The organism is Streptomyces sp. NPDC089424, from assembly GCF_044749345.1.
In the GTDB taxonomy this organism is placed as follows: Bacteria; Actinomycetota; Actinomycetes; order Streptomycetales; family Streptomycetaceae; genus Streptomyces.
Genome location: NZ_JBIVHU010000004.1, coordinates 600,615 through 623,335 on the forward strand (window position 1 = coordinate 600,615; position 22,721 = coordinate 623,335).

Consider the following 22,721-nt stretch of genomic DNA (forward strand, 5'->3'; position numbering starts at 1 on the left):
GTCGATCGCTGATCGGGGGGTGTCGGCGTGTACGGGCTGCCCAGCAGCCAGACGGTGAACGCCGTCGGTGGGCGCCTCCGGGCGGGGGGCGTTCGAGCGGGGTGCCGGTTGTGGACGCTCGACGGGGAGCGCACCGTGCACACCACGGTCACGTCGGTGACGACGTCCGAGGTGCGTGAGGTGGTGGACGCGGTCACCGATCGGATGACCGTGGCGCCCGACCAGATGCTGGGCACTCCCGATGGATGGGTGCACGCGAGGGACGTCGAGGGCACCGTCCTCGCGTGGACCCATGCGAGGAAGCTGTGCCGCGAACGGCAGACCATCACATCGGGCTACGACTTCGGCTACATGATCGGTGCCACCTGCTCGGACGGAACAGTGCGCACGAACTATGTGTCGCTGGTGGTGAACGACAAGGGATTCGCCGCCCGCTTCGCCGCCTGTCTCACAAAGGCGACGGGGTTGCCGGCCCGCTTGGAATCGGTGACCCGGCCGTCCGGATATCTGGCGCGAGACGCGCCCGGCTTCCGCGTGCGCGTGGTCTCGTCCTACCTGGCCGACCTGATGAGGCAGTACGTGGGTGGGGACGCGCACCACATGCGCCAGCGTTTCCCGCGCGTCGTTCTCCGCGACAGGGACACGTTCGAGGGCTTTCTGGACGGCTACGTGGACGGCGACGGGTACCGCCCCAAGACCTGGTCCGGCCGGTTGCTGGTCAGTGCCAACGTGACGTTCCTGGCAGAGCTGGCACAGGTGCTCGGCGCGAGATTTACGCCTCGGACGGGCGGACGTGCGTCACACCTGGTCGTGGCGGACAGCTGGCCCTCACGCGGAACCTTCACACCGGAGCGTCACGCACTGCAGCTCAGCGAGAGGAGCTGGACCCAGGTGCACGAGGTCCGGCGGCGTACCACGGAGAACAAGCCCTACACCCTCTACACCTACCGCCTCGACCCCGTACCCGGCTTTCTGATCAACGGGCACCTGACTCGTCAGCCCTGGTGAAGAAGAGCGCGTTTCAGGCAGCCGGGGCTGTGCCCGGGCCGTTTTGGTCTTCGTCCTCCGGGAGTTTGCAGATCTTTTCCAGGAAGATCGCGGCCGCTATGACGGCGATGCCGGCGGCGACCGAGCAGCCGGCGTAGATGGCCTGGTCGCGGCGGGCCGGGATGTCCAGGGACTCCAGCAGGAAGACGCCCGTGCCGCCGTACATTCCGGCGACCAGGGCCGCCACCAGGGCGCTGGCCTGGCCGAAGACGACCGCGCGGGCCGCCGTCAGCGGGTCGACACCCTTTGCGCCGGGACGGCGCTCGCGCTGGGCCCTGAGCCGGGCGCGCAGCGAGAGCGCCGTGGCGAGCAGCACCGCGGCGATCAGGGCCAGGACGACGGGGGCGGCGAGGGGGACGCTCGGGAGCGTGCCGATCGAGTTCCAGAGGCGGGCGCCCGCCCAGGACAGGATGCCTGCGACGACGAAGACGCCGGCCAGCACCCTGATGCGCAGCTCTCTCACGGTGTCCCTTCGGTTCCCCGGATCCCCCGGACTGTGGTCGTCTCGACCTTAACGACTACTCGGGCAGCCGGAGTTCCAGGTCCGCGCGGGCGGCCACCCCGTCCTGGGTGACGACGCCGAGCAGTTCGACGACGGGGCCGCGGCCGGGCAGCTGGGCGTCGGGTTCCACGTCGTGCCAGGGGGCGAGGACGAAGGCGCGTTCATGGGCGCGGGGGTGGGGGAGGGTGAGCAGCGGGTCGTCGGAGACGACCTCGGCGTAGGACACGATGTCGACGTCGAGCGTGCGCGGGCCCCAGTGTTCGTCGCGGACCCGGCGGAAGGCCTCCTCGACCGCGTGCGCCCGCTCCAGGAGCGAGGACGGGGGCAGGGTGGTCTTCAGGACCACGACCGCGTTGAAGTACGCGGGCTGGCTGCCGGGCTCGACGCCCCACGGCTCGGTCTCGTAGACGGGGGAGACGGCCTTGACGCGCACGCCCGGGGTGTCCTCCAGGGCGTCGATGGCGCCCTGGAGGGTCTCCAGGCGGTTGCCGAGGTTGGAGCCGATGGAGATCACGACCCGTTTGGGGTTCTGCAGGGTGGTGTCGGCGGCGTCGACCTGCTCCACGACGGAGGCGGGTACCGGCTGTACGGTCGGGTCGCTGTGACCCTCGGTGAACGAGGCAGTCATACTCGGCTCCGGATGATGGTGACGGTCACGTCGTCGAAGGGGACCGTGATCGGCGCGTCCGGCTTGTGGACGTTGACCTCGACCTCCTTGACCCCCTCGTGCTTCAGGCAGACCTGGGCGATGCGCTCGGCGAGCGTCTCGATGAGGTTGACGGGCTCGCCCTCGACGACGGCCACGACCTCCTCCGCCACGACGCCGTAGTGCACGGTCTTCGCCAGGTCGTCGTCGGCCGCGGCCGGCCGGGTGTCCAGGCCGAGGACGAGGTCCACGATGAAGGTCTGGCCCTCCTCGCGTTCCCTGGGGAACACACCGTGGTGCCCGCGGGCCTTCAAGCCGCGCAGCGCGACACGATCCACGCGAATCACTCCTGCAATCGTCGGGTGCGGCCGGTGCGTACCGTGTGCGGGCGGCACACCGGCCTCGAACGAATCTACCTGCGGACACCGACAGCCCCGGGACACGGGGGCGGGGGCCCCGGTGGGGGCCGGGAGGTTTCATCGGGTGTTTCCCCTGGGGAATCCGGCGGCTCACGGGTTGGTAGCCGCCCATACCCCGGGTCCGTGATTCCAACCACTTCTTGGTCCCTTCGGGGCCGGGCGCCCGCCCGCTCACGCGGGCGGCTCGTCCTCCTCGTCCTCGCCGTTCTCGGTCAGCACGGGTGAGGCGTGGTGCGACCAGAGCTTCCAGCCGTCGGGGGTACGCCGGAACACGTTGGTGGCGACCACCAGCTGGCCGACGAGCGGTCCCGGGCCGTCGCCGTCCTCGGGGGCGGGGCCGCCGCTGAGGATGTTCTCCGTGCAGTTCACCAGGGCGGTGTCGCCGGTGACGGAGACGTGCACATCGGTAAGGAAGAACTGGATGTACTCGGTGTTCGCCATGATCAGGGCGTACGACCGCAGGACCTCGCCGCGGCCGGTGAGCACGGGCCAGCCGGGGTGCACGCAGGAGATCACGCCGCTGTCCGCCGGGTCGTGGTACGTCTCGTCGACGCCCAGGTCGGAGGGGGTGAGCCAGAGGGTGGACAGTTCCTCGAAGTCGCCCCTCTCCAGCGTCTCGTAGAAGGCCGTGTTGGCGAGTTCGACCTCTTCGACGTCGGTGTGCGGGGCGGTCACCGGGCTCCTTCCACGGCGCGGGCGACGCGGACCGCGTCCGCGGTGGCGCGGACCTCGTGGACGCGTACGGCCCACGCGCCGGCGTGCGCCGCCAGCGCGGAGACGGCGGCCGTCGCCGCGTCGCGTTCCCTCGCGGGCGGCGGGGCGCCCTGCGGACCCGCCAGTACGCGGCCGAGGAAGCGCTTGCGGGAGGCGGCGACGAGCAGCGGGTGGCCGAGCGTGCGCAGGCGGTCGAGGTGGGCGAGCAGGGTGAGGTCGTGCTCGGCCCCCTTGGAGAAGCCGAGACCGGGGTCGATCACGATCCGGTCGGGGGCGACGCCGCCCTCCAGGACGGCCTCCACGCGCGCGTGCAGCTCTTCGGCGACCTCGGTGACGACGTCGTCGTACACGCCCTGGATGTTGCCGCCCTCCAGGAAGCCGCGCCAGTGCATGACGACGAAGGGGGCGCCCGTCCGCGCCACCACGGGGATCATCGCGGGGTCGGCGAGGCCGCCGCTGACGTCGTTGACGAGGGTGGCGCCGGCGGCGAGGGCCTGCTCGGCGACGGACGCGCGCATGGTGTCGACGGAGACGGTGACGCCTTCGGAGGCGAGGCCACGGACGACCGGGACCACCCGGCGCAGTTCCTCGGCCTCGTCGACCCTGGAGGCGCCGGGGCGGGTGGACTCGCCGCCGACGTCGACCAGGTCGGCGCCCTCGGCGACCAGGTCGAGGCCGTGCTTGACGGCGGCGGTGGTGTCGAACCAGCGGCCGCCGTCGGAGAAGGAGTCGGGGGTGACGTTCACGACTCCCATGACCGCGCAGCGGTCCCATTCCGGTAGGCCCGCGATCCGCCCGCGCCCGCTGTGATTGCTCATACGTTCAGCGTAGGCCCAGGGTGGGGCCGGGCTCCTCACCTGGGCGGGCCTGGTGGGGGACCGTCCGGATCAGGCCGGGCGGGCGTCCCGCTCCGCGACGGCGTGCGCGCCGGGGGGCGCGGTGGTCTCGGAGCGCCGCATCAGTTGGTCCCCCGAGGCGCGGTGGACGGCGCGGCCCCGCTCCGGGAGGTCCTCGGCGCTCAGGGCGTGGAGGCCGGTCTCGCGGAGCCACACCTCGCCGCCCGTCCCCGAGCAGCCCGTGACGGCGGGCGTCCACGAGTGGGCGCGTGCCACGTCCATGAACCGTTCGATGGCCCCGGGCCAGGCCTCGACCTCGCCGAGGGGATCCCCGTCGGCGAGCATCACCCCGTGGATCACCCGGTAGGTCACCGCCGCCTTGCCGCTGGGGGAGAAGACGACGGCCCGGGCGCGGCGCGGGGCGAGGTGTCCGGGCGGGTCGCCGCCGCCGTGCCGCTCCAGGAGGGTGCGCAGCCTGGCTTCGTCGTCCTCGGTGAGCCGGTCGGCCGGGTGCCCGGGACGCAGGGCGAGGTGGACCGTGGTGACGGCGGTGAGCAGGCCGAGGGCGCCCAGGCAGACGGTGACCGTCCGGGAGGTGGGGCCCGTCCAGGCGACCGGGCCTTGGAAGCCGAACAGCCCGTAGAGGACATGGGTGATGCGGTCCGCCAGGGACGGGTCGCCGACGAGGCTGTGCGGGTGCGCGCTGACGACGACCAGGCCCAGGGCGAGCGAACCGGCGCCCATGAGAACGGCGTTGGCCAGCGCCCGCCATCGGCTGTGCGGGTCGGGCGGGGCCGCGAACCGGTCGCGGTGCCGCAGCAGCGGCGCGAGGAGCGCGAGCGAGAGGATCACGCCGGTCACGGAGTGCCGGTACGTGAACTGCCCGAGCGCACCCACCGGGAGCAGGACGAGAGCGGCCCGCCAGGCCCGCCTCATGCCGCGCCCGAGGCCGTGGGCGAGCAGCACCAGCAGGACGCCCGCGACGAGCGAGATCGCGGCCGCGAACGGGCCGAGCGCGGCGGGCGGCACCTCGGCGAGCGCGTGCAGGCGGCTGTGCCGGAAGGGCGGGAGGACGCTCGCGGCGATGTCGGCGAGGCCCACGAGGGCACAGGCCCCGCCGACGAGAGGCGCAACGGTCCCGTCCCGCGGAGGTTTCCCGACTTCGCTGACAGACATCGCATCCCGAGGTTCTGCGCGAGGGTTCCGCGCGCGTTCCGCGCGAGAGTCACGCGCAAGAGGTGGAATCCGGTGCCGATTCGGGCATCCGGCGACATTGCGCCCTCTAGGACGGCGGGAGGTGACGGGAGGTTCACTCCGCTTCGCAAAGCCCTTTCCAAGGGCACGGAGTCGCCGTCCGCCCCGGGGGACCGGGCCGCACCGTTTCAAGGCCCCGTAGTGGCTGTGTTTTTACCGCCTGGGGCACCATGATTCGCCTACGCGCGGTAAGTTTCTGGCCATGCCACGTGGACGTCACCGCCATTCACCGCCTCTGCACAGGCTGCTGCCTCCGTCGGCGATCGCAGGCGTCTCCCTCGTCTGCGCTCTCGGCCCCTGGGTGTTCACGGAACAGACGCTGCTCCGTGGGCTGGCCGCCGCCGCCGCGGTGACGGCTGCCGCCGGTGCGGTCGTCATGCGCCGTTGGGACATTCAGGCCGGCAAGCAGGTGGCCGACCTCACGCGCGCGCGGGAGAGCGACGAGTGGCGGCACGAGGAACGCGTCGCCGAACTGGAGACCGACCTGGAGGAGTCGCGCGAGCTGCGCGGCAAGCTCGAACAGCGCCTCCGGGCCAAGCGCACCGAACTCGCCGGGCTGCGCAACGAGCACGCGGCGCTGCTGCGCCGGTACGCCAACGCCGAGACCGAGCGGGCGAGCGCCCTGGAGGGCCGCCGCCAACTGGAGATCGAGGCCGCGGTTCCCTCGCGGGCCCTGCCGCCCGCGCCGGTCGCGCAGGGTGGCGCCGAGGACGGGACCGGCCCCCGGGCCGACGCCCACGACGAGGTCTCCGCGGACGCCGACGCCGATCTCGACGACGACATCGACACGGACATCGACACCGAGGCCGACGCCGGCCCGGACGCCACGGACGCCACGGACGGCGCCGCCGACCCCACCACCGACGGGACGGCAGGCGAGGAGCCCGAGGGCCCGAAGCTGTTCTCCCCGGAGGGGTCCCGGCTGTTCCTGCGGGCGCAGGCCGCACTGGGCCGTTTCGACGCCGACCGGCAGGCCGAGCCCGAACAGGACCCGGGCGACGGGGCGGAGACCGCCGTCAAGGAGCCCGTCCCGGCGGACGCCGAGCGCGGCGCCGGCGCGGAGGCCGCGCAGGAGGACGAGGCGCGGGGGAAGACCGAGGCGGCCGACGTGCACGAGCACGCGGCCGCCACCACCCCCTGGGCCCCGTTGCAGCAGCCTGCCGGCCACTTCACCGTGCCCACCGCGGTGGCCGTGGTGCCGGGGTCCACGCCGGTGCGCAGGCCCCGGGTGGAGGGCGGGTTCGACTTCTTCGGCACGAAGGCGGACGGCGAGGGCTTCGCGTCGCTGGAGGCCGTGCAGAACGAGGACCTCGCCGACGTGGTCGGCCAGGAGGCGCTCGATCTGCACAAGGCCGAGGCCGAGGCGGAGTTCAAGCCCGCGACCGCCCAGTCGCGGGGCGTCGGCCAGGTGATCGACCTGACGGCGCACGACGAGACCGAGCAGATCGACATGCAGGGGCTGCGCAGCGCGGCCTCCTGAGCCCGCGCATCCGGAACCCCGTTCGCACGCCATCCGCCGGACGGCTCCGGCGCGACGCCGTGCCGGGCGCATCAGCGCCGGGCACGGCGTTTCTCATGTCATCCAGCGGTCGGGCCGGGCGTCCCGGCGTCCCGTCCTGGACCGCTCGGCCTGCGCGCGCAGCAGCCGCGCCGCCTCCTCGGCGTCCCGCAGCCGGGCCGTCACCGTCTTGCCGGCCCCGGTGTCCACATGGACGTCCGCGAGGCGCCACAGCCGCATCCAGGGACCTTGCTCCTGCCGGACGCTCTGCACCTTGGCGTGCGGGACGAGCGCGAGGGTGCGCCGGAGCAGTCCGTGCCGGGCCACGAACACCGTGTCGGTGACGGTGTGGCCGTAGCCGCGCCACCACAGCGGAACGCACCGGCCCGCGCGCCGCGGTGGACGGGACAGGGACGGGGCGGGCGGTACGGTCACGCCGGGCAGCACGCGGGTGACGAGGGACTCCGCGATCTCGCGCGGGGCGACCGGCAGGAGCAGGGAGTTGGACGAACCGGCCACGTCCAGTTCCACCCGCACCCAGCCGCGCCGCCGCCACAGCAGCGGTTCCACGATCCGCACGGTCTGCACCCGTCCCGGCGGCACCGTCTCGTGCGCGCGGTCGAGGAGTCCGCGGTCGATCCGGATGCCGTCCGGCGACTCCGCCACCGTCCAGTCGTACTCCGCGACGAACCTGCCGACGCTGCTCGCGCCCGCCGCGCCGATCAGCGGCACGGCGGTCGCGACCACCGTCCACAGGTTGTGGGTGACGAGCCACAGCACGGTGGGTACGACGACCGCGGCGGCCAGCGTGGCCCAGGTGGCGCCGGTCAGCAGCAGCGAGACGGCGAGCACGCCGCCCGGCACGTGCAGCAGCCGGTGTTCGGGCGCCTCGCCCACCTCGTGGGCGGTCTCGGGAGCGAAACCGGCGGCACGCGCGAGGAGTTCGGCCCGCAGCGCGCGGGCGTCCGCCTCGCCGAGATAGGCGAGTTCGTCCTTCTTGTCGGTGCCTATGACGTCGAGCCTGAGCTTGGCGACACCCGCCACGCGCGCGAGCAGCGGCCTGGTGACGTCGACGGCCTGGATGCGCTCCAGGCGGATGTGCGCGGTGCGCCGGAACAGCAGGCCGGTACGGATGCGCAGTTCGGTCCCGGTCACCGCGAAGTGCGTGAACCACCAGCTGAGGAAGCCGTACAGCGCGGCAGCCGGTATGACGACGGCGAGGGCTATGAGGATCGTGGTCGTGGTGAGCCGGCTCAGCTGGCGGTGCGCCCCGTCCGGGTCGTGCAGCGCCCACCCGATGAGCACGGCGACCGGCGCCCACGCCCGCCGGAACGGTGTGACCGGGTGCAGCCGCCGCTCGGTGGGGTCCTCCGCACCGCGCACCTCGCCGGCCGTGCCCTGCTCCTCGGTGCCCGGCGTGGTCACAGCCCCGCCGATCGTGCCTGGCCCAGTTCGGTGAGCCGGTCGCGCAGCCGTTCCGCCTCGGCCGGGTCCAGGCCGGGGATCGTCGCGTCGGTCGCGGCGGCGGCCGTGTGGAGCTGCACGCTGGCCAGCCCGAAGTGCCGCTCGACGGGCCCTGAGGTCACCTCGACCAACTGCATCCGGCCGTACGGCACCACCGTCACGGTGTGCCACAGCACGCCCCGGCTGATCAGCAGGTCGTCGGCGCGCTCGGCGTACCGCCAGGACCGCCAGTTGCGGCCGATCAGCCACCAGCCCCACACCATGAGGGCCAGCGGCAGCAGGGCGAACGCGGCCCACGCGGCGCCCGCCAGCAGCCCCGGCAGCAGGCCCGTGGCGAGCGTCAGCAGCCCCATCCACACCACGAGCAGCAGCCGTCGCATGCGCAGCAGGCCGGGCGGCAGCGCCGTCCAGGCCGGTTCGGCCTCCGCCGTCACCACGCCGCCCTCCGGACCTGCCGTTCCGTCGCCCTGCGGGCTCCCCGTCTCCATACGGCCAGCCTACGTAGGACAGACTGTGTCCATGACTCCTACGACGGAGACCACGGTCGGAATCGGCGGTGCCGCGGAGAGCACCGACATGGTGCTCAACATCGGCCCGCAGCATCCGTCCACGCACGGCGTGCTGCGCCTGCGGCTGCTCCTCGACGGCGAGCGCATCACGAGCGCGGAGCCGGTGATCGGCTACATGCACCGGGGCGCGGAGAAGCTGTTCGAGGCGCGGGACTACCGCCAGATCATCATGCTCGCCAACCGGCACGACTGGCTGTCGGCCTTCTCCAACGAGCTGGGCGTCGTCCTCGCCGTGGAGCGCATGCTCGGCATGGAGGTGCCCACGCGCGCGGTGTGGACGCGCACGCTCCTCGCCGAGCTCAACCGGGTGCTCAACCACCTGATGTTCCTGGGCTCGTACCCGCTGGAGCTGGGCGGCATCACGCCCGTCTTCTACGCCTTCCGGGAGCGCGAGGTCCTGCAGAACGTCATGGAGGAGGTCTCCGGCGGGCGGATGCACTACATGTTCAACCGCGTCGGCGGCCTCAAGGAGGACCTGCCGGCCGGCTGGACCGCACGCGCGCGTGCCGCGGTCGCGGGGGTGCGCTCGCGCATGGACCGGTTCGACGACCTGGTCCTCGGCAACGAGATCTTCCGCGGCCGCACGCGCGGCGTCGGCAGGCTCACGCCGGAGGCCGTCCACGCGTACGGCGTGAGCGGCCCGATCGCGCGGGGCTCGGGCGTCGACTTCGACCTGCGTCGCGACGAGCCCTACCTCGCCTACGGGGAGCTCCAGGACACTCTGCAGGTCGTGACGCGCTCCGAGGGCGACTGCCTGGCCCGCTTCGAGTGCCTGCTGGAGCAGACGCACAACGCGCTCGCCCTCGCCGACGCCTGCCTCGACCGGATCGCCGAGCTGCCGCCGGGGCCGATCAACCAGCGGCTCCCCAAGGTGCTGAAGGCGCCCGAGGGGCACACCTACGCCTGGACCGAGAACCCGCTCGGCATCAACGGCTACTACCTCGTCAGCAAGGGCGACAAGACGCCGTACCGGCTCAAGCTGCGCTCGGCCTCGTACAACAACATCCAGGCGCTGACCGAGCTGCTGCCGGGGACGCTGGTGGCGGACATGGTGGCGATCCTGGGGTCGATGTTCTTCGTGGTGGGGGACATCGACAAGTAGGCGGCCGGCGGGCGGTGGTCCCCCGGGCCGTGGTCGCGCGGGCGGTGGTCCTGCGGGCCGGTGGTCCCACGGGAGGTGCTCCCGCCGGAGTTCGTCCGGCGGCTCAGGCGGTGAGCGGGTCCGGGATCCCGACCGGCTGCACCAGCCACCCGAAGTCGCCCAGCCCGCCCGGCGCCGTCAGCTCGGCGGCCTCGCCGGCTCCGGTGAGGGCGCGCAGATAGGCCCTGGGGTCGGTGGTGGCCAGCGTGAGCGGGGGCCGTGCGCCCGCCACCCCCAGGAGGTGCAACGCCTCCCGCTGGGTCAGCGTGCGCCCGCCCGGGAGCATGCACGCGTCCAGCGCCACGTGCGCCGTGATGTCGCAGGACCCGTCCGGCACGGGTGCCGTTCCGCGCCCCTCGCGGAAGCCGCCGAGGGTGCCGAAGGGCGGGCGGGCCTCCGCCGTGTGCGCGTAGTCCACGGCGACGGCCAACCCCCGCTCGACGCGGCCGACGACCGATGCCCACTCCGTGTCCCTCGGCAGCCCGATCTCCGCCCGCAGCCCTTCCTCGGCCGGCCCAGGCCACCAGCGCGCGAGCCACTCGGCGGCCGTGCCGGACACCGGCTCCCCGAGCCGCTCGGTGCCGTCCTCCCGTACCAGCACCCGCCGCCACACCCTCGCGGCGTCGGCCTCGGCGACCTCCAGGGGCACGTTGTCCAGCCACTCGTTGGCGAAGACCAGACCCGAGACGCCCCGCGGGCACTCGGCGCGCCACTCGATGCGGTGATCCAGACCGGCCGGGCGGTCCGCGATCTCCACGGCGTACGCGCGCGTGCGGGCGGCCAGTGCGGGGGGCAGCGCGGCCAGCACCCCGGTGACCAGTTCGCCCCGGCCCGCCGCCATGTCGACGAAGTCGAGGGAGGCCGGGCTGCCCAGCGCCTCGTCGACCCGGCCCAGCAGCCGTGCCACCGCGTCGGCGAACAGCGACGAGGCGTGCACGGACGTACGGAAGTGCCCCGCGGGCCCCTCGGGCCGACGGTAGAAGCCGCCGGGGCCGTACAGCGCCGCCTCCATGGCCGCGCGCCACCCCCGCCACTGCTGCCCCTCGGCCCCCTGACCGTCCCTTGCGTCACCCGCCGCACCCCTGTTCACAGGGCAAGGCTAGGCGTACAGAAAAGCGGAACCTCCACCTTGCGGAGTACACGTATCGCGTCCGGATCGGTCCTCCGGTTGACTCCCGCACGCACCGCGCTTCCCTACGCTGGGTTACGTGCAGCGCCTCTACGACTTCCTCCGCCGACACCCGACATGGGTCGACGGCTTCTGGGCCTTCGTCCTGTTCGGGATCTCGGTCGTGGGCGGGTCGGCCACCGAGGAGAGCAGCCGGAGCGCTGAGCCGGCCTTCTTCGTGCCCCTCACGCTGGTCCTGTGCCTGGTGCTGGCGCTGCGCCGGCGCATGCCGGAGAAGATGCTGGTGCTCGCGGCCGTCGTGGGCGTGGCGCAGCTCGCCCTGGACGCGGGGCCGCTGCCCGCGAACTTCGCCATGCTGGTGATCGTCTACACCGTGGCCGCGGTCGGGGAGCGCTGGGCCTCCCGGTTCGCCCTGGTCGGTGGTCTGTGCGCGGCCCCCCTGGCGCAGATCCGCTGGCCGGAGCCCCAGACGAGCGTCGCGGGCAACATCGCGCTGGGGATCTTCCTGACGGTGCCGTTCGCCCTCGCCTGGGTGCTCGGTGACTCCATCCGCACCCGCCGCGCCTACTTCGCGCAGTTGGAGGAGCGGGCCGCCCGGCTGGAGAAGGAGCGCGAGGCGCAGTCCAAGGTCGCGGTCGCCGCCGAGCGTGCCCGGATCGCCCGCGAGCTGCACGACGTGGTCGCGCACAACGTGTCCGTCATGGTGGTGCAGGCCGACGGCGCCGCGTACGTCCTCGACGCCGCGCCGGACCAGGCCAAGAAGGCGCTGGAGACGATCTCCTCCACCGGCCGCCAGGCCCTCGCCGAGATGCGCCGCCTGCTCGGCGTGCTGCGCACCGGCGAGCACCAGGAGGGCGGCGAATACGTCCCGCAGCCCGACGTCCAGCAGATCGAGGACCTGGTCGAGCAGTGCCGGGCCTCCGGACTGCCCGTCGACTTCAAGATCGAGGGCACGCCGCGCCCGCTGCCCAGCGGCGTCGAGCTGACCGCCTACCGCATCGTGCAGGAGGCGCTCACCAACACGCGCAAGCACGGCGGGCCCAATGCCGGCGCCAGCGTGCGCCTGGTCTACTTCGACGACGGGCTCGGCCTGCTCGTCGAGGACGACGGCAAGGGAGCCCCGCACGAGCTGTACGAGGAGGGCGGGCTCGACGGCCAGGGCCACGGCCTGATCGGCATGCGCGAGCGCATCGGCATGGTCGGCGGCACCCTGGACGCGGGCCCCCGCCCCGGCGGAGGATTCCGCATCAGTGCGCTGCTGCCGCTCAAACCGGCGCACTGACGCATACGCACGCCGTCCGTTGACACCTGTCACGCCCCCCCGACGCACTCCCTGATACGGAAGAGGACCCCATGACGATCCGCGTGATGCTCGTCGACGACCAGGTGCTGCTGCGCACCGGGTTCCGGATGGTGCTGGCCGCGCAACCGGACATGGAGGTCGTGGCCGAGGCGGGCGACGGCGTCGAGGCCCTCCAGGTGGTGCGCTCGACCGAGGTCGACGTGGTGCTGATGGACGTGCGCATGCCGAAGCTGGACGGCGTGGAGGCCACCCGCCGGATCTGTGCGGACCCGAACCCGCCCAAGGTGCTCATCCTGACCACCTTCGACCTGGACGAGTACGCCTTCTCCGGGCTGAAGGCCGGCGCCTCCGGTTTCATGCTCAAGGACGTGCCGCCCGGCGAACTGCTCGCCGCGATCCGGTCCGTGCACAGCGGCGACGCGGTGGTCGCCCCGTCGACCACCCGGCGCCTCCTGGACCGGTTCGCGCCGATGCTGCCCAGCGCCGGCAAGGAGCCCCAGCACAAGGAGCTGGAGCGGCTCACCGAGCGGGAGCGCGAGGTGATGGTGCTGGTCGCCCAGGGGCTGTCCAACGGGGAGATCGCGGCCCGGCTGGTGCTGTCGGAGGCGACCGTGAAGACGCACGTCGGCCGCATCCTCACCAAGCTGGGGCTGCGGGACCGGGTGCAGGTGGTCGTCCTGGCGTACGAGACGGGGCTCGTGCGGGCCGGCGGCCACGGCTGACCGACCGCCACGGCTGACCGGCGGGCGCGGCTGCCGGTGGCGCGCGGGCGTCGGTAGGGTCTGCGCATGCTCCTGTGGATCAACGGCCCCTTCGGGGGCGGCAAGACACAGACCGCACACGAGATACGGCGCCGGCTGCCCGGCAGCGTCCTCTGCGACCCGGAGCACGTGGGCTTCGGTCTGCACCGCATGCTCCCGCCCGCGCTGCGGGGCGACTTCCAGGACCTGCTCTCCTGGCGGCAGGGCGTCGTCGAGGTCCTCGACCTCGTCCTCACGCGGCACGAGGGTGTCGTCATCGCCCCGATGACGGTCACCGACTCCGGCCACTTCGGGGAGACCGTCGGACGGCTGCGGGAACTCGGCCACGACGTACGGCACTTCACGCTCCTCGCCGAACGGGGGACCGTGCTGAGGAGGCTGCGGGAGCGGAAGCTGGGGCACCAGCTCCAGCACGTCGCCCAGCGGAACCCCGGACCGCGCGAGGAGAGTTGGGCGGAGCGGCAGCTCGACCACTGTCTGGAACGGCTGAGCGAACCGGAGTTCGCCGAGCATCTGTGGACCGACCGCACGACCGTGCCGAGGACGGCGGACCGGATCGCCGTCCTCGCCGGACTGACCCTCCGGCCCAACGACGAGGGCCCGCTGCGCACCCGCCTGCGGCAGGCGCGCGTCGGGATCCGGCACATCCGCCTCGACTGACGCGGCCCGCTCCGGGGCGCGTGGGGCCGGGTCCGGACGCCCTCAAGGCGCTATCGGAGGAGCCCTTCCAGGAAGTCGCTGCCGAGCCGCGCGACCACCGTGACGTCCAGTTGGTGCAGGACGTACCGCCCGCGGCGCCGCGTGGTGATCAGGCCCGCCTTCTTCAGCACGCCCAGGTGCCGGGATATCTCCGGAGCCGTCACGCCGTACGCCGTGGCCAGCTCGCCGGTGGTGAAGGCGCTGCGGGCCAGATGGCGGCAGATACGCATCCGCAGGGGGTGGGACAGGGCCGTCATGCGCAGGGTGAGCTGCTCGACCGACGGCGGTGAGGCGAGCTCCGAGGAGCCCACCGGGTAGTGCAGCACCGGCTGCCAGCCGTACCGGTGCAGCACCATCAGGTGGGGCCGGCCAAGGCTCGTCGGCACCAGCAGCAGACCGCGCTCGTCGGTCGCCGTGCGCCCCTCGCCCAGCTTGTCGACGACGATCCGGTCGCCGTCCTCGTCCAGCGTCACCGCCGAGGACACTGCGGCCAGCGCCTCGCCGAGGCCTCTGCGCCGCAGCAGCTCCGTCTTGTGCCGCGCGTCCGCGGCGAGCGCGTGGCGCACCCTGGCCCAGACGTCGCCGAAGAACGCCTCGTCGCATTCCTCCAGGAACTGCCGCAGCCAGGCACGCACGCGGGGCGGGTCGTCGAGGAGCCGCTCGGCGAACCGCGCCTGCCGCGGCCCGCGTGACTCCGCCAGGTCCAGGGCGCGGCGGCGCAGCGCGGGGTCGGTGAGGACGCCTCCGCCCGGCACGTCGTGGTCGGGCGCGCAGGTGAACTCCAGCGCCGCGTCGACGAACTGCTCGTCCGACAGCTTGTCCTGCAGGTCGATGTCCTCGGCGAGCGTCGCCCCGGGGAGGGCGCCCTGGCCCGGGACGCCCGCGAACGGCGTGAAGAGGTCCGAGAACGTCGTCCGCCACAGGAAGTCGGCCTCGCACATCCGGTCGGCCAGGTGTGGGTCGAGGCCGGCCGTCACCCCGGTCACCCAGCCCTGGAGGCCGGGATGGTGCCCCGGCTCGGACAGCGCGTGCAGCGCCATGCCGAGCTCGGCGATGGGGGAGGGCACGACCGTGACCCTCTCCGGCCGCAGCCCCGTGATGTCGATGCGCACGCTCATGACGCCATGGTGCACCTCGGCACCGACAACGCAGCTCCCGATTGACGGCGGACGTCAATCGGGGCGCCCACCGCAATCGGGGCGCCCACCCCGGACCCACCGGACGCGGCGCCGGCCGGACGCGCGACACCGGCGGCCGGGCTACCGGAACCCGCCGGTCAGCCGCGCCACGAACTGCGTGACCGCGGTCCGCACGTCCTGCTCCGTCCACTCCAGGCCCGCCGAGCGCACCTCGACCTCGGTGACGGCGAGGCCCGGACCGGGCGTGGCCCAGCCCCGGGTGAAGAGCATCGTGTCCGTCTCCTCCGCCTGCCGCACCGCCGCCCAGGCGGCGTCCACCGCGTCGCACGGCAGCCGGACCTGGAACTGGTGGGTGTGCGGCGTCCCGGGCAGCAACCGCGCCCCCGGTACGCCCGCCGACGCGAACCCCTGCCGCATCGCCTCGGCCACCACGCGCGCGTGGCGGACGTAGTCCGGCAGCCGGGGCAGCTCCTTCTCCAGCCCCGCGAGCGCCGCCAGCACGGTCGGGAACTGCTGGAAGAGCAGGCCCCCGTACCGGTGCCGCCAGGCCTTGGCCTCGGCGATCAGCGACTTCGGGCCTGCCAGGGCGGCGCCGCTGTAGCCGTCGAGGGACTTGTAGAACGAGACGTACACGCTGTCGGCGAGACCCGCTATCCGGTCCAGGGGCCGGCCGAAGTGGAGGGTGGTCTCCCACAGGCGCGCGCCGTCGAAGTGCACCACCGCGCCGCGCTCGCGCGCCGCCTGCACGACCTCCGTGAGTTCCTCCCAGGTGGGCAGCACGAACCCGGCGTCCCGGAGGGGGAGTTCCAGCATCAGCGCACCGAAGGGCTCGTCGAAGTCGCGCACCTCTGCCGCCGTCGGCAGGCGCGCCGCCGTCGTGAGCCGCACCGGGCGCAGACCGCTGACCTGGCTCAGCGCGCCTCGCTCATGCACCTCGGGATGCGCGAGCGCGTGCAGGGCGACCGTCGGGTCGCCCTGGCGGCCCGCCCAGCAGCGCAGGGCCACCTGCTGGGCCATCGTGCCGGTCGGGAAGAAGGCGGCGGCCTCCATGCCGAGCAGTGAGGCGACCTTCTCCTCCAGGGCGGCGACGACACCGTCCCCGTAGAGATCGGCCGGCTGGTCCAGGTCGTACACGTCGCCTGCCGCCTCCAGCAGCGCGAGGCGCTCCCGCAGCGTGGCGTGGATGCCCACGCGCGCGAGCACCCGCGCGGCGCTCCGGTAGGCGTGGACGCGCTGGTCCCGGCTCGGTGGTGTGCGTCGCTCTGCCTCTGACGTGAACCGCGTTGCATCACTCATGGCGCAGATCATGCCGGGCGCCCCGCACGGCACCGCCCCGGGCATGGGCTCCGCCCGAAGCCCGTTGTCGCCGACAACATGTTCCGTCGCCAGGACCTGTTCCGTCGCCCACAGCCTGTGGACGACCGAACGCCGCTCGAACCAATCGCGTTAACATGACGAGAAATCGTCCGGTACCCCGAGCGGACTGGAACGGGAAGGCCGTCGTCGCGTGAGTACAAGCCAACAGCCAGACCCCAGGGACCGCCCCGCGCGGCTCACCGTCGGCGTCGTCGGCGCCGGTCGGGTGGGCCCCGCCCTGGCCGCGTCCCTCCAGCTCGCCGGGCACCGTCCGGTGGCCGTGTCCGCGGTCTCCGACGCCTCCCGCAGGCGGGCCGCGGAGCTGCTGCCCGAGGTGCCGGTGGTCCCGCCCGCCGAGGTGCTGGAGCGCGCCGACCTCGTCCTGCTGACGGTCCCCGACGACACCCTGCCCGGCCTCGTGGACGGCCTCGCCGGGACCGGGGCGGTACGGCCGGGGCAGCTGCTCGTGCACACCTCCGGGCGGTACGGGGCGAACGTCCTGGAGCCCGCTCTGCGGGCCGGCGGGCTGCCGCTGGCCCTGCACCCCGCCATGACGTTCACGGGGACGCCGGTGGACGTCCAGCGCCTCGCAGGGTGCTCCTTCGGGGTCACCGCCCCAGAGGAGCTGCGGCTGGCCGCCGAGGCCCTCGTCATCGAGATGGGCGGCGAGCCCGAGTGGATCGCCGAGGAGAACCGGCCGCTCTACCACGCGGCGCTCGCCCTCGGCGCCAACCACCTGGTCACGCTGGTCGCCCAGTCCCTGGAGCTGCTGCGCGCCGCCGGCGTCGAGGCCCCCGACCGGATGCTCGGCCCGCTGCTCGGCGCCGCCCTGGACAACGCCCTGCGCTCCGGTGACGCGGCCCTGACAGGCCCCGTCGCGCGCGGGGACGCCGGCACGGTCGCCGCGCACGTCACGGAGCTGCGCCGGCACGCCCCGCAGGCCGTCGCCGGCTATCTGGCGATGGCCCGCGCCACCGCCGACCGCGCGCTCGCGCACGGCCTGCTGAAGCCCGAACTCGCGGAGGACCTGCTCGGGGTACTCGCAGCGGAGCCGACCCTGCCCGAGAACGGGGAAGACCGATGAGCCGCCGGAGCTTCGAACTCGTCCCCGCACCGGACGACCTGGCGCGGGTGCGGGCGCGGCACACCGTGCCCGGCCGCACCGCCGTGGTGATGACGATGGGCGCCCTGCACGACGGCCACGCCACCCTCGTCCGCACCGCGCGCGGGCACGTCGGTCCGGACGGCTTCGTCGTCGTCACGGTCTTCGTCAACCCGCTGCAGTTCGGCAAGGGCGAGGACCTCGACCGCTACCCGCGCACCCTGGAGGCAGACCTCAAGGTCGCCGAGCACGCCGGCGCGGACGTCGTGTTCGCCCCCGCCGTGGACGAGGTCTACCCCGGCGGCGCGCCACAGGTCCGCATCAGCGCGGGTGCCATGGGGGAGCGCCTGGAGGGCGCCTCCCGGCCCGGCCACTTCGACGGCATGCTCACGGTCGTCGCCAAGCTGCTCCACCTCACCCGCCCCGACGTGGCGTTCTTCGGGCAGAAGGACGCACAGCAGCTCGCCCTGATCCGCCGGATGGCACGGGACCTGAACTTCGGCGTCGAGATCGTCGGCGTACCGACCGTGCGCGAGGACGACGGACTGGCCCTGTCCAGCCGCAACCGCTACCTCTCGCCCAAGGAGCGCCGCACGGCGCTCGCGCTGTCCCGCGCGCTGTTCGCCGGCCGCGACCGGCACGCGGCCCAGGAGGCACTGCGCGCGCGGGCACGTGAGGTGCCCGCCACGCGCGCGCGTGCCGAGGCCCTGAGCGCCATCGGTGAGTCCCGCGCCGCCGCCGACGCGCACGCCGTCGCCAAGGCGGTCCCCGGCGGCCCGTCCGCCGTCCGCGCCGCCGCCCGCCTGGTCCTCGACGACGCCGTCCGCCTCGACCCGCCCCTGGTGCTGGACTACCTGGCCCTGGTGGACCCCGAGGACTTCACCGAGATCGGGGACGACTTCACGGGGGAGGCCGTCCTCGCGGTCGCCGCGAAGGTCGGTACGACCCGGCTGATCGACAACATCCCCCTCACCTTCGGAGCCGCCTCGTGACCAGCACAGGCATACGACTGCACGCCCCCGCTCCGGGCTGGTCCATCGCGGCCGACGTCGTGGTCGTCGGCTCCGGCGTCGCGGGTCTGACGGCCGCGCTGCGCTGCGAGGCCGCCGGACTGCGCACGGTGGTCGTCACCAAGGCCCGCCTCGACGACGGCTCCACCCGCTGGGCGCAGGGCGGCATCGCTGCCGCCCTGGGCGAGGGCGACAGCCCCGAACAGCACCTGGACGACACCCTGGTGGCCGGCGCCGGGCTGTGCGACGTGGACGCGGTGCGGATCCTCGTCACCGAGGGCCCGGACGCCGTACGCCGCCTGATCGAGACCGGCGCGCACTTCGACGAGTCCACCGAGGGCGAACTGGCGCTCACCCGCGAGGGCGGCCACCACCGCCGCCGTATCGCCCACGCGGGCGGCGACGCGACCGGCGCGGAGATCTCCCGCGCCCTCGTGGAGGCGGTACGCGCGCGTGGCCTGCGCACCATCGAGAACGCCCTGGTCCTGGACCTCCTCACGGACGCCGACGGCCGCACCGCGGGCGTCACCCTGCACGTCATGGGCGAGGGCCAGCACGACGGTGTGGGCGCGGTGCACGCGCCGGCGGTGGTGCTCGCGACCGGCGGCATGGGCCAGGTCTTCTCGGCGACGACCAATCCCTCGGTCTCCACCGGCGACGGCGTGGCCCTCGCCCTGCGCGCGGGCGCCGAGGTCAGCGACCTCGAGTTCGTCCAGTTCCACCCCACGGTGCTGTTCCTGGGCCCGGACGCGGAGGGCCAGCAGCCCCTGGTCTCCGAGGCGGTCCGGGGCGAGGGCGCGCACCTGGTGGACGCCGACGGCGTGCGCTTCATGGTGGGACAGCACGAACTCGCCGAACTCGCCCCCCGCGACATCGTCGCCAAGGGCATCATGCGGCGGATGCAGGAGCAGGACGCCGAGCACATGTTCCTCGACGCCCGGCACTTCGGCGCCGACATGTGGGAGCACCGCTTCCCCACGATCCTCGCCGCCTGCCGCGCCCACGGCATCGACCCGGTCCACGAACCCATCCCGATCGCCCCGGCCGCCCACTACGCCTCCGGAGGCGTGCGCACCGACTCCCAGGGCCGCACCACGGTCCCAGGCCTCTACGCGTGCGGCGAGGTCGCCTGCACGGGCGTGCACGGCGCCAACCGGCTCGCCTCCAACAGCCTCCTGGAGGGCCTGGTCTACGCCGAGCGCATCGCCCACGACATCGCGGTGACCCACCGCCGGGACGGCCTGCACGCGCGCGTACCCGCCCCGCTCCCGCACCCGGAGCAGCCCGCGCACCCCCTGCTCGCCCCCGAGGACCGCTTCACGATCCAGCGGATCATGACCGAGGGCGCCGGGGTGCTGCGCTCCGCCGACTCCCTCTCCAAGGCGGCCGAGCAGATCCAGCGCCTGCACGCCGACGCCCGCGACGCCCTGCACGAGAACGGCAAGACGGCCGAGCCCGGCGTCGACACCTGGGAGGCCACCAACCTCCTGTGCGTGGCGCGCGTCCTGGTGGCCGCCGCGCGGCTGCGCGAGGAGACCCGGGGCTGCCACTGGCGCGAGGACCGCCCCGACCGCGACGACACCGCATGGCACCGCCACATCGTGGTGAGGCTGAATCCGGACCGCACACTCGCCGTACGCACCACCGATACCGCAGACTTCCCCCCAACCGGGCAGCACCACCCGGCGCAACGTCCCCAGGAGCAGTGACAGCAGTGAGCACCCCCGACCTTCCCCTCGTCCCCTCCGACGGCTGCGGTGACGGCTGCGCCTGCGGAGCCGACGAGGAATACCTGGAGTGCGGCCTCGACCCCGCCCTCGCCCAGCTCCTGGCCGACGCCGGACTCGACCCCGTGGAGGTCGAGGACATCGCCAACATGGCCATCCAGGAGGACCTCGCGGGCGGCGTCGACGTGACGACGGTCGCGACGATCCCCGAGGACGCCGTGGCGACGGCCGACTTCGTGGCACGCGAGGCGGGCGTCGTCGCGGGCCTGCGGGTCGCCGAGGCCGTGATGTCGATCGTCTGCGAGGACGAGTTCGAGGTCGAGCGGCACGTCGAGGACGGCGACCGCGTGACGGAGGGCCAGAAGCTCCTGTCCCTCACGACCCGCACCCGGGACCTCCTGACCGCCGAGCGCAGCGCGCTCAACCTCCTGTGCCGCCTGTCGGGCATCGCGACCGCCACCCGCGCGTGGGCGGACGTGCTCGACGGCACGACGGCGAAGGTCCGCGACACCCGCAAGACCACGCCGGGCCTGCGGTCCCTGGAGAAGTTCGCCGTCCGCTGCGGCGGCGGCGTCAACCACCGTATGTCGCTCTCCGACGCGGCCCTGGTCAAGGACAACCACGTGGTCGCCGCGGGCGGCGTCGCCCAGGCCTTCAAGGCCGTACGGGAGACCTTCCCGGACGTCCCGATCGAGGTCGAGGTCGACACCCTGCACCAGCTCCGCGAGGTCGTGGACGCCGGCGCCGACCTGATCCTGCTGGACAACTTCACGCCCGGCGAGTGCGAGGAAGCGGTCGCCCTTGTGCACGGCCGCGCGGCCCTGGAGGCGTCGGGCCGCCTCACCCTCGCCAACGCCAAGGCGTACGCCGACACCGGCGTCGACTACCTGGCCGTGGGCGCCCTGACCCACTCCGCGCCGATCCTGGACATCGGCCTGGATCTGCGAGCGGCGGAGTAGGGAGCGGGAACCGACCATGCTGCTGACGATCGACGTAGGCAACACCCACACCGTCCTCGGCCTGTTCGACGGCGACGACATCGTCGAACACTGGCGCATCTCCACCGACGCCCGCCGCACCGCGGACGAGCTTGCGGTGCTCCTCCAAGGCCTGATGGGCATGCACCCGCTCCTCGGCGACGACCTGGGCGACGGCATCGACGGCATCGCCATCTGCGCCACCGTCCCCTCCGTCCTCCACGAACTCCGTGAGGTGACGCGCCGCTACTACGGCGACGTCCCCGCCGTCCTGGTCGAACCGGGCGTCAAGACCGGTGTCCCGATCCTCACCGACAACCCCAAGGAAGTCGGCGCCGACCGCATCATCAACGCCGTGGCCGCGGTCGAGCTCTTCGGCGGCCCGGCCATCGTGGTCGACTTCGGCACGGCGACGACGTTTGACGCGGTGAGCGCACGCGGGGAGTACGTCGGTGGCGTCATCGCCCCCGGCATCGAGATCTCCGTCGAGGCCCTCGGCGTCAGGGGCGCCCAGCTCCGCAAGATCGAGGTGGCCCGCCCCCGCAGCGTGATCGGCAAGAACACCGTCGAGGCGATGCAGTCCGGCATCATCTACGGCTTCGCCGGCCAGGTCGACGGCGTCGTCAACCGCATGGCCCGCGAACTCGCCACCGACCCCGACGACGTCACGGTGATCGCGACGGGCGGCCTGGCCCCCATGGTCCTCGGCGAATCCTCGGTCATCGACGAACACGAACCCTGGCTGACCCTGATAGGCCTCCGCCTCGTCTACGAACGCAACGTCTCCCGCATGTAACCCCCAGCAGGGGCCCCTACACGCGCGGCGGAACCACACGGCTCTCGGCGCAAAGGAGGAGCCGCCGCCTGCCCCGGGCATCGGACGCGCGGCGGGGCGCAGGTGCCCTTGGGCCTCTGGGCGCCTCTGGTTTCGCGCCTTGGGCACACGGTGCCGCGGGCGTCCGGGCGGAAGTCACCGGCCGCGCGCCGGAGCCGCACCCGCCCCCGGCGGGAGCGGGCTGTTTCGCGCCTACGGCGCAAGGCGCCGCAGTCGCCCGCGGCGCGAAGCGGCCAGCTCGCTCGGGCGTCAGTCGTATGGCGCCGCAGTCGCCCGCGGCGCGAGGGGACCGGCTTGCTGCGGCGTCCGTCGTACGGCGCGGCACCCGCCCGCAGCGCGAGGGGACCGGCTTGCTGCGGCGTCTGTCGTACGGCGCGGCAGCCGCCCGCGGCGGGAAGGAACCGGCTCGCTCTGGCGTCAGTCACACGGCGCCGCAGTCGCCCGCGGCGGGAAGGAACCGGCTCGCTCTGGCGTCAGTCACACGGCGCCGCACCCGCCCGCGGCGGGAAGGGGGTGGGTCGGGGGGTGTCCGCCCGCAGCGGTTGGCGCGTCAACACGGGTGCGTCGGTGAGTGACCGATTTCGCGCCGTTCC

At 73.4% G+C, this 22,721-nt stretch carries 21 protein-coding genes and 1 pseudogene; 11 read left to right on the top strand and 11 right to left on the bottom strand.

From position 1 onward, the window contains the following. The first annotated feature begins 135 nt into the window (after nucleotides 1-135). Entirely contained in the window at nucleotides 136-1,008 is an 873-nt protein-coding gene (locus ACIP2X_RS22440; RefSeq protein WP_401675762.1) for a hypothetical protein, read from the top strand. Nucleotides 1,009-1,021: 13 nt separating this feature from the next. Here ACIP2X_RS22440 and ACIP2X_RS22445 read toward each other — a convergent pair whose 3' ends face one another. The 6 genes and pseudogenes from ACIP2X_RS22445 to ACIP2X_RS22470 form a co-directional block, all read right to left on the bottom strand. After that, on the bottom strand, nucleotides 1,022-1,510 hold the full coding sequence (locus tag ACIP2X_RS22445) for a DUF3180 domain-containing protein (RefSeq protein ID WP_401675764.1): 489 nt from the start codon (nucleotides 1,508-1,510) through the stop codon (nucleotides 1,022-1,024). A gap of 55 nt (nucleotides 1,511-1,565) precedes the next feature. Next, the gene (folK, locus tag ACIP2X_RS22450; protein WP_401675766.1) at nucleotides 1,566-2,177 is read right to left on the bottom strand and encodes a 2-amino-4-hydroxy-6-hydroxymethyldihydropteridine diphosphokinase; all 612 of its coding nucleotides are present in this window, start codon (nucleotides 2,175-2,177) and stop codon (nucleotides 1,566-1,568) included. Then, nucleotides 2,174-2,533, bottom strand: coding sequence for a dihydroneopterin aldolase (gene folB, locus ACIP2X_RS22455; RefSeq protein WP_401675768.1), 360 nt, complete (start codon nucleotides 2,531-2,533; stop codon nucleotides 2,174-2,176). The genes folK and folB overlap by 4 nt, the downstream gene beginning before the upstream one ends. A 252-nt stretch (nucleotides 2,534-2,785) precedes the next feature. Beyond that, complete coding sequence (locus ACIP2X_RS22460; RefSeq protein ID WP_401675770.1) at nucleotides 2,786-3,289, bottom strand: nuclear transport factor 2 family protein; 504 nt, start codon at nucleotides 3,287-3,289, stop codon at nucleotides 2,786-2,788. After that, on the bottom strand, nucleotides 3,286-4,146 hold the full coding sequence (folP, locus tag ACIP2X_RS22465; RefSeq protein ID WP_401675772.1) for a dihydropteroate synthase: 861 nt from the start codon (nucleotides 4,144-4,146) through the stop codon (nucleotides 3,286-3,288). The genes ACIP2X_RS22460 and folP overlap by 4 nt, the downstream gene beginning before the upstream one ends. A gap of 189 nt (nucleotides 4,147-4,335) precedes the next feature. Continuing rightward, nucleotides 4,336-5,340: pseudogene (locus ACIP2X_RS22470) on the bottom strand (phosphatidylglycerol lysyltransferase domain-containing protein); the annotation flags it as partial. Between the two features lie 280 nt (nucleotides 5,341-5,620). Between ACIP2X_RS22470 and ACIP2X_RS22475 the strand changes: the two are divergent. Then, the gene (locus ACIP2X_RS22475) at nucleotides 5,621-6,898 is read left to right on the top strand and encodes a hypothetical protein (RefSeq protein ID WP_401675774.1); all 1,278 of its coding nucleotides are present in this window, start codon (nucleotides 5,621-5,623) and stop codon (nucleotides 6,896-6,898) included. Between the two features lie 93 nt (nucleotides 6,899-6,991). Here ACIP2X_RS22475 and ACIP2X_RS22480 read toward each other — a convergent pair whose 3' ends face one another. Continuing rightward, entirely contained in the window at nucleotides 6,992-8,341 is a 1,350-nt protein-coding gene (locus ACIP2X_RS22480) for a PH domain-containing protein (protein WP_401675776.1), read from the bottom strand. Further along, nucleotides 8,338-8,868 (bottom strand): PH domain-containing protein, encoded by a 531-nt coding sequence (locus tag ACIP2X_RS22485; protein WP_401675778.1) that lies wholly within the window; start codon nucleotides 8,866-8,868, stop codon nucleotides 8,338-8,340. Before ACIP2X_RS22485 ends, ACIP2X_RS22480 begins: the two co-directional genes overlap by 4 nt. Nucleotides 8,869-8,899: 31 nt before the next feature. Here ACIP2X_RS22485 and ACIP2X_RS22490 point away from each other — a divergent pair, with 31 nt between their 5' ends. Further along, nucleotides 8,900-10,051: an NADH-quinone oxidoreductase subunit D gene (locus tag ACIP2X_RS22490; RefSeq protein WP_401675780.1), complete on the top strand. Its 1,152-nt coding sequence runs from the start codon at nucleotides 8,900-8,902 to the stop codon at nucleotides 10,049-10,051. Between the two features lie 103 nt (nucleotides 10,052-10,154). Here ACIP2X_RS22490 and ACIP2X_RS22495 read toward each other — a convergent pair whose 3' ends face one another. Beyond that, nucleotides 10,155-11,102 carry an SAM-dependent methyltransferase gene (locus ACIP2X_RS22495; protein ID WP_401675847.1) on the bottom strand — a complete coding sequence of 316 codons (948 nt, stop codon included), beginning with the start codon at nucleotides 11,100-11,102 and terminating at the stop codon, nucleotides 10,155-10,157. Nucleotides 11,103-11,298: 196 nt separating this feature from the next. Here ACIP2X_RS22495 and ACIP2X_RS22500 point away from each other — a divergent pair, with 196 nt between their 5' ends. The 3 genes from ACIP2X_RS22500 to ACIP2X_RS22510 all read left to right on the top strand — a co-directional run bounded on the left by ACIP2X_RS22500 (nucleotide 11,299) and on the right by ACIP2X_RS22510 (nucleotide 13,943). Then, nucleotides 11,299-12,501 carry a sensor histidine kinase gene (locus ACIP2X_RS22500; RefSeq protein ID WP_401675782.1) on the top strand — a complete coding sequence of 401 codons (1,203 nt, stop codon included), beginning with the start codon at nucleotides 11,299-11,301 and terminating at the stop codon, nucleotides 12,499-12,501. 71 nt (nucleotides 12,502-12,572) lie between these two features. Beyond that, a complete protein-coding gene (locus ACIP2X_RS22505) occupies nucleotides 12,573-13,244 on the top strand; it encodes a response regulator (RefSeq protein WP_401675784.1) in 672 nt (223 codons plus the stop codon). Between the two features lie 66 nt (nucleotides 13,245-13,310). Further along, the gene (locus ACIP2X_RS22510) at nucleotides 13,311-13,943 is read left to right on the top strand and encodes an AAA family ATPase (protein WP_401675786.1); all 633 of its coding nucleotides are present in this window, start codon (nucleotides 13,311-13,313) and stop codon (nucleotides 13,941-13,943) included. A gap of 50 nt (nucleotides 13,944-13,993) precedes the next feature. On the opposite strand, the gene ACIP2X_RS22515 is transcribed toward ACIP2X_RS22510, so the two are convergent. Together ACIP2X_RS22515 and ACIP2X_RS22520 are read right to left on the bottom strand one after the other, a co-directional pair. Next, on the bottom strand, nucleotides 13,994-15,100 hold the full coding sequence (locus ACIP2X_RS22515) for a DUF5937 family protein (protein ID WP_401675788.1): 1,107 nt from the start codon (nucleotides 15,098-15,100) through the stop codon (nucleotides 13,994-13,996). Between the two features lie 141 nt (nucleotides 15,101-15,241). Beyond that, nucleotides 15,242-16,417: a threonine aldolase family protein gene (locus tag ACIP2X_RS22520; RefSeq protein WP_401675790.1), complete on the bottom strand. Its 1,176-nt coding sequence runs from the start codon at nucleotides 16,415-16,417 to the stop codon at nucleotides 15,242-15,244. A gap of 211 nt (nucleotides 16,418-16,628) precedes the next feature. On the opposite strand from ACIP2X_RS22520, the gene ACIP2X_RS22525 reads away from it, so the two are divergent. The 5 genes from ACIP2X_RS22525 to ACIP2X_RS22545 are packed head-to-tail and all read left to right on the top strand — an operon-like array spanning nucleotide 16,629 to nucleotide 22,089. Continuing rightward, the gene (locus tag ACIP2X_RS22525; RefSeq protein ID WP_401675792.1) at nucleotides 16,629-17,561 is read left to right on the top strand and encodes a Rossmann-like and DUF2520 domain-containing protein; all 933 of its coding nucleotides are present in this window, start codon (nucleotides 16,629-16,631) and stop codon (nucleotides 17,559-17,561) included. Beyond that, nucleotides 17,558-18,571, top strand: a complete 1,014-nt coding sequence (gene panC / locus ACIP2X_RS22530; RefSeq protein ID WP_401675794.1) for a pantoate--beta-alanine ligase — start codon at nucleotides 17,558-17,560, stop codon at nucleotides 18,569-18,571. The genes ACIP2X_RS22525 and panC overlap by 4 nt, the downstream gene beginning before the upstream one ends. Beyond that, on the top strand, nucleotides 18,568-20,298 hold the full coding sequence (locus ACIP2X_RS22535; RefSeq protein ID WP_401675796.1) for an L-aspartate oxidase: 1,731 nt from the start codon (nucleotides 18,568-18,570) through the stop codon (nucleotides 20,296-20,298). The genes panC and ACIP2X_RS22535 overlap by 4 nt, the downstream gene beginning before the upstream one ends. 5 nt (nucleotides 20,299-20,303) lie before the next feature. Next, on the top strand, nucleotides 20,304-21,275 hold the full coding sequence (nadC, locus tag ACIP2X_RS22540; RefSeq protein WP_401675798.1) for a carboxylating nicotinate-nucleotide diphosphorylase: 972 nt from the start codon (nucleotides 20,304-20,306) through the stop codon (nucleotides 21,273-21,275). A 16-nt stretch (nucleotides 21,276-21,291) separates the two neighbouring features. Next, entirely contained in the window at nucleotides 21,292-22,089 is a 798-nt protein-coding gene (locus tag ACIP2X_RS22545) for a type III pantothenate kinase (protein WP_401675800.1), read from the top strand. The last annotated feature ends 632 nt before the right edge of the window (nucleotides 22,090-22,721 follow it).

Bases quoted from the DNA above. Each gene is read 5' to 3' on its own strand.
- panC (WP_401675794.1), top strand. From the start codon at position 17,558: ATGAGCCGCCGGAGCTTCGAACTCGTCCCCGCACCGGACGACCTGGCG.
- ACIP2X_RS22545 (WP_401675800.1), top strand. From the start codon at position 21,292: ATGCTGCTGACGATCGACGTAGGCAACACCCACACCGTCCTCGGCCTG.
- ACIP2X_RS22495 (WP_401675847.1), bottom strand. From the start codon at position 11,102: ATGGAGGCGGCGCTGTACGGCCCCGGCGGCTTCTACCGTCGGCCCGAG.
- folP (WP_401675772.1), bottom strand. From the start codon at position 4,146: ATGAGCAATCACAGCGGGCGCGGGCGGATCGCGGGCCTACCGGAATGG.
- ACIP2X_RS22490 (WP_401675780.1), top strand. From the start codon at position 8,900: ATGACTCCTACGACGGAGACCACGGTCGGAATCGGCGGTGCCGCGGAG.
- ACIP2X_RS22515 (WP_401675788.1), bottom strand. From the start codon at position 15,100: ATGAGCGTGCGCATCGACATCACGGGGCTGCGGCCGGAGAGGGTCACG.
- ACIP2X_RS22485 (WP_401675778.1), bottom strand. From the start codon at position 8,868: ATGGAGACGGGGAGCCCGCAGGGCGACGGAACGGCAGGTCCGGAGGGC.
- folK (WP_401675766.1), bottom strand. From the start codon at position 2,177: ATGACTGCCTCGTTCACCGAGGGTCACAGCGACCCGACCGTACAGCCG.
- ACIP2X_RS22505 (WP_401675784.1), top strand. From the start codon at position 12,573: ATGACGATCCGCGTGATGCTCGTCGACGACCAGGTGCTGCTGCGCACC.
- ACIP2X_RS22520 (WP_401675790.1), bottom strand. From the start codon at position 16,417: ATGAGTGATGCAACGCGGTTCACGTCAGAGGCAGAGCGACGCACACCA.
- ACIP2X_RS22475 (WP_401675774.1), top strand. From the start codon at position 5,621: ATGCCACGTGGACGTCACCGCCATTCACCGCCTCTGCACAGGCTGCTG.
- ACIP2X_RS22510 (WP_401675786.1), top strand. From the start codon at position 13,311: ATGCTCCTGTGGATCAACGGCCCCTTCGGGGGCGGCAAGACACAGACC.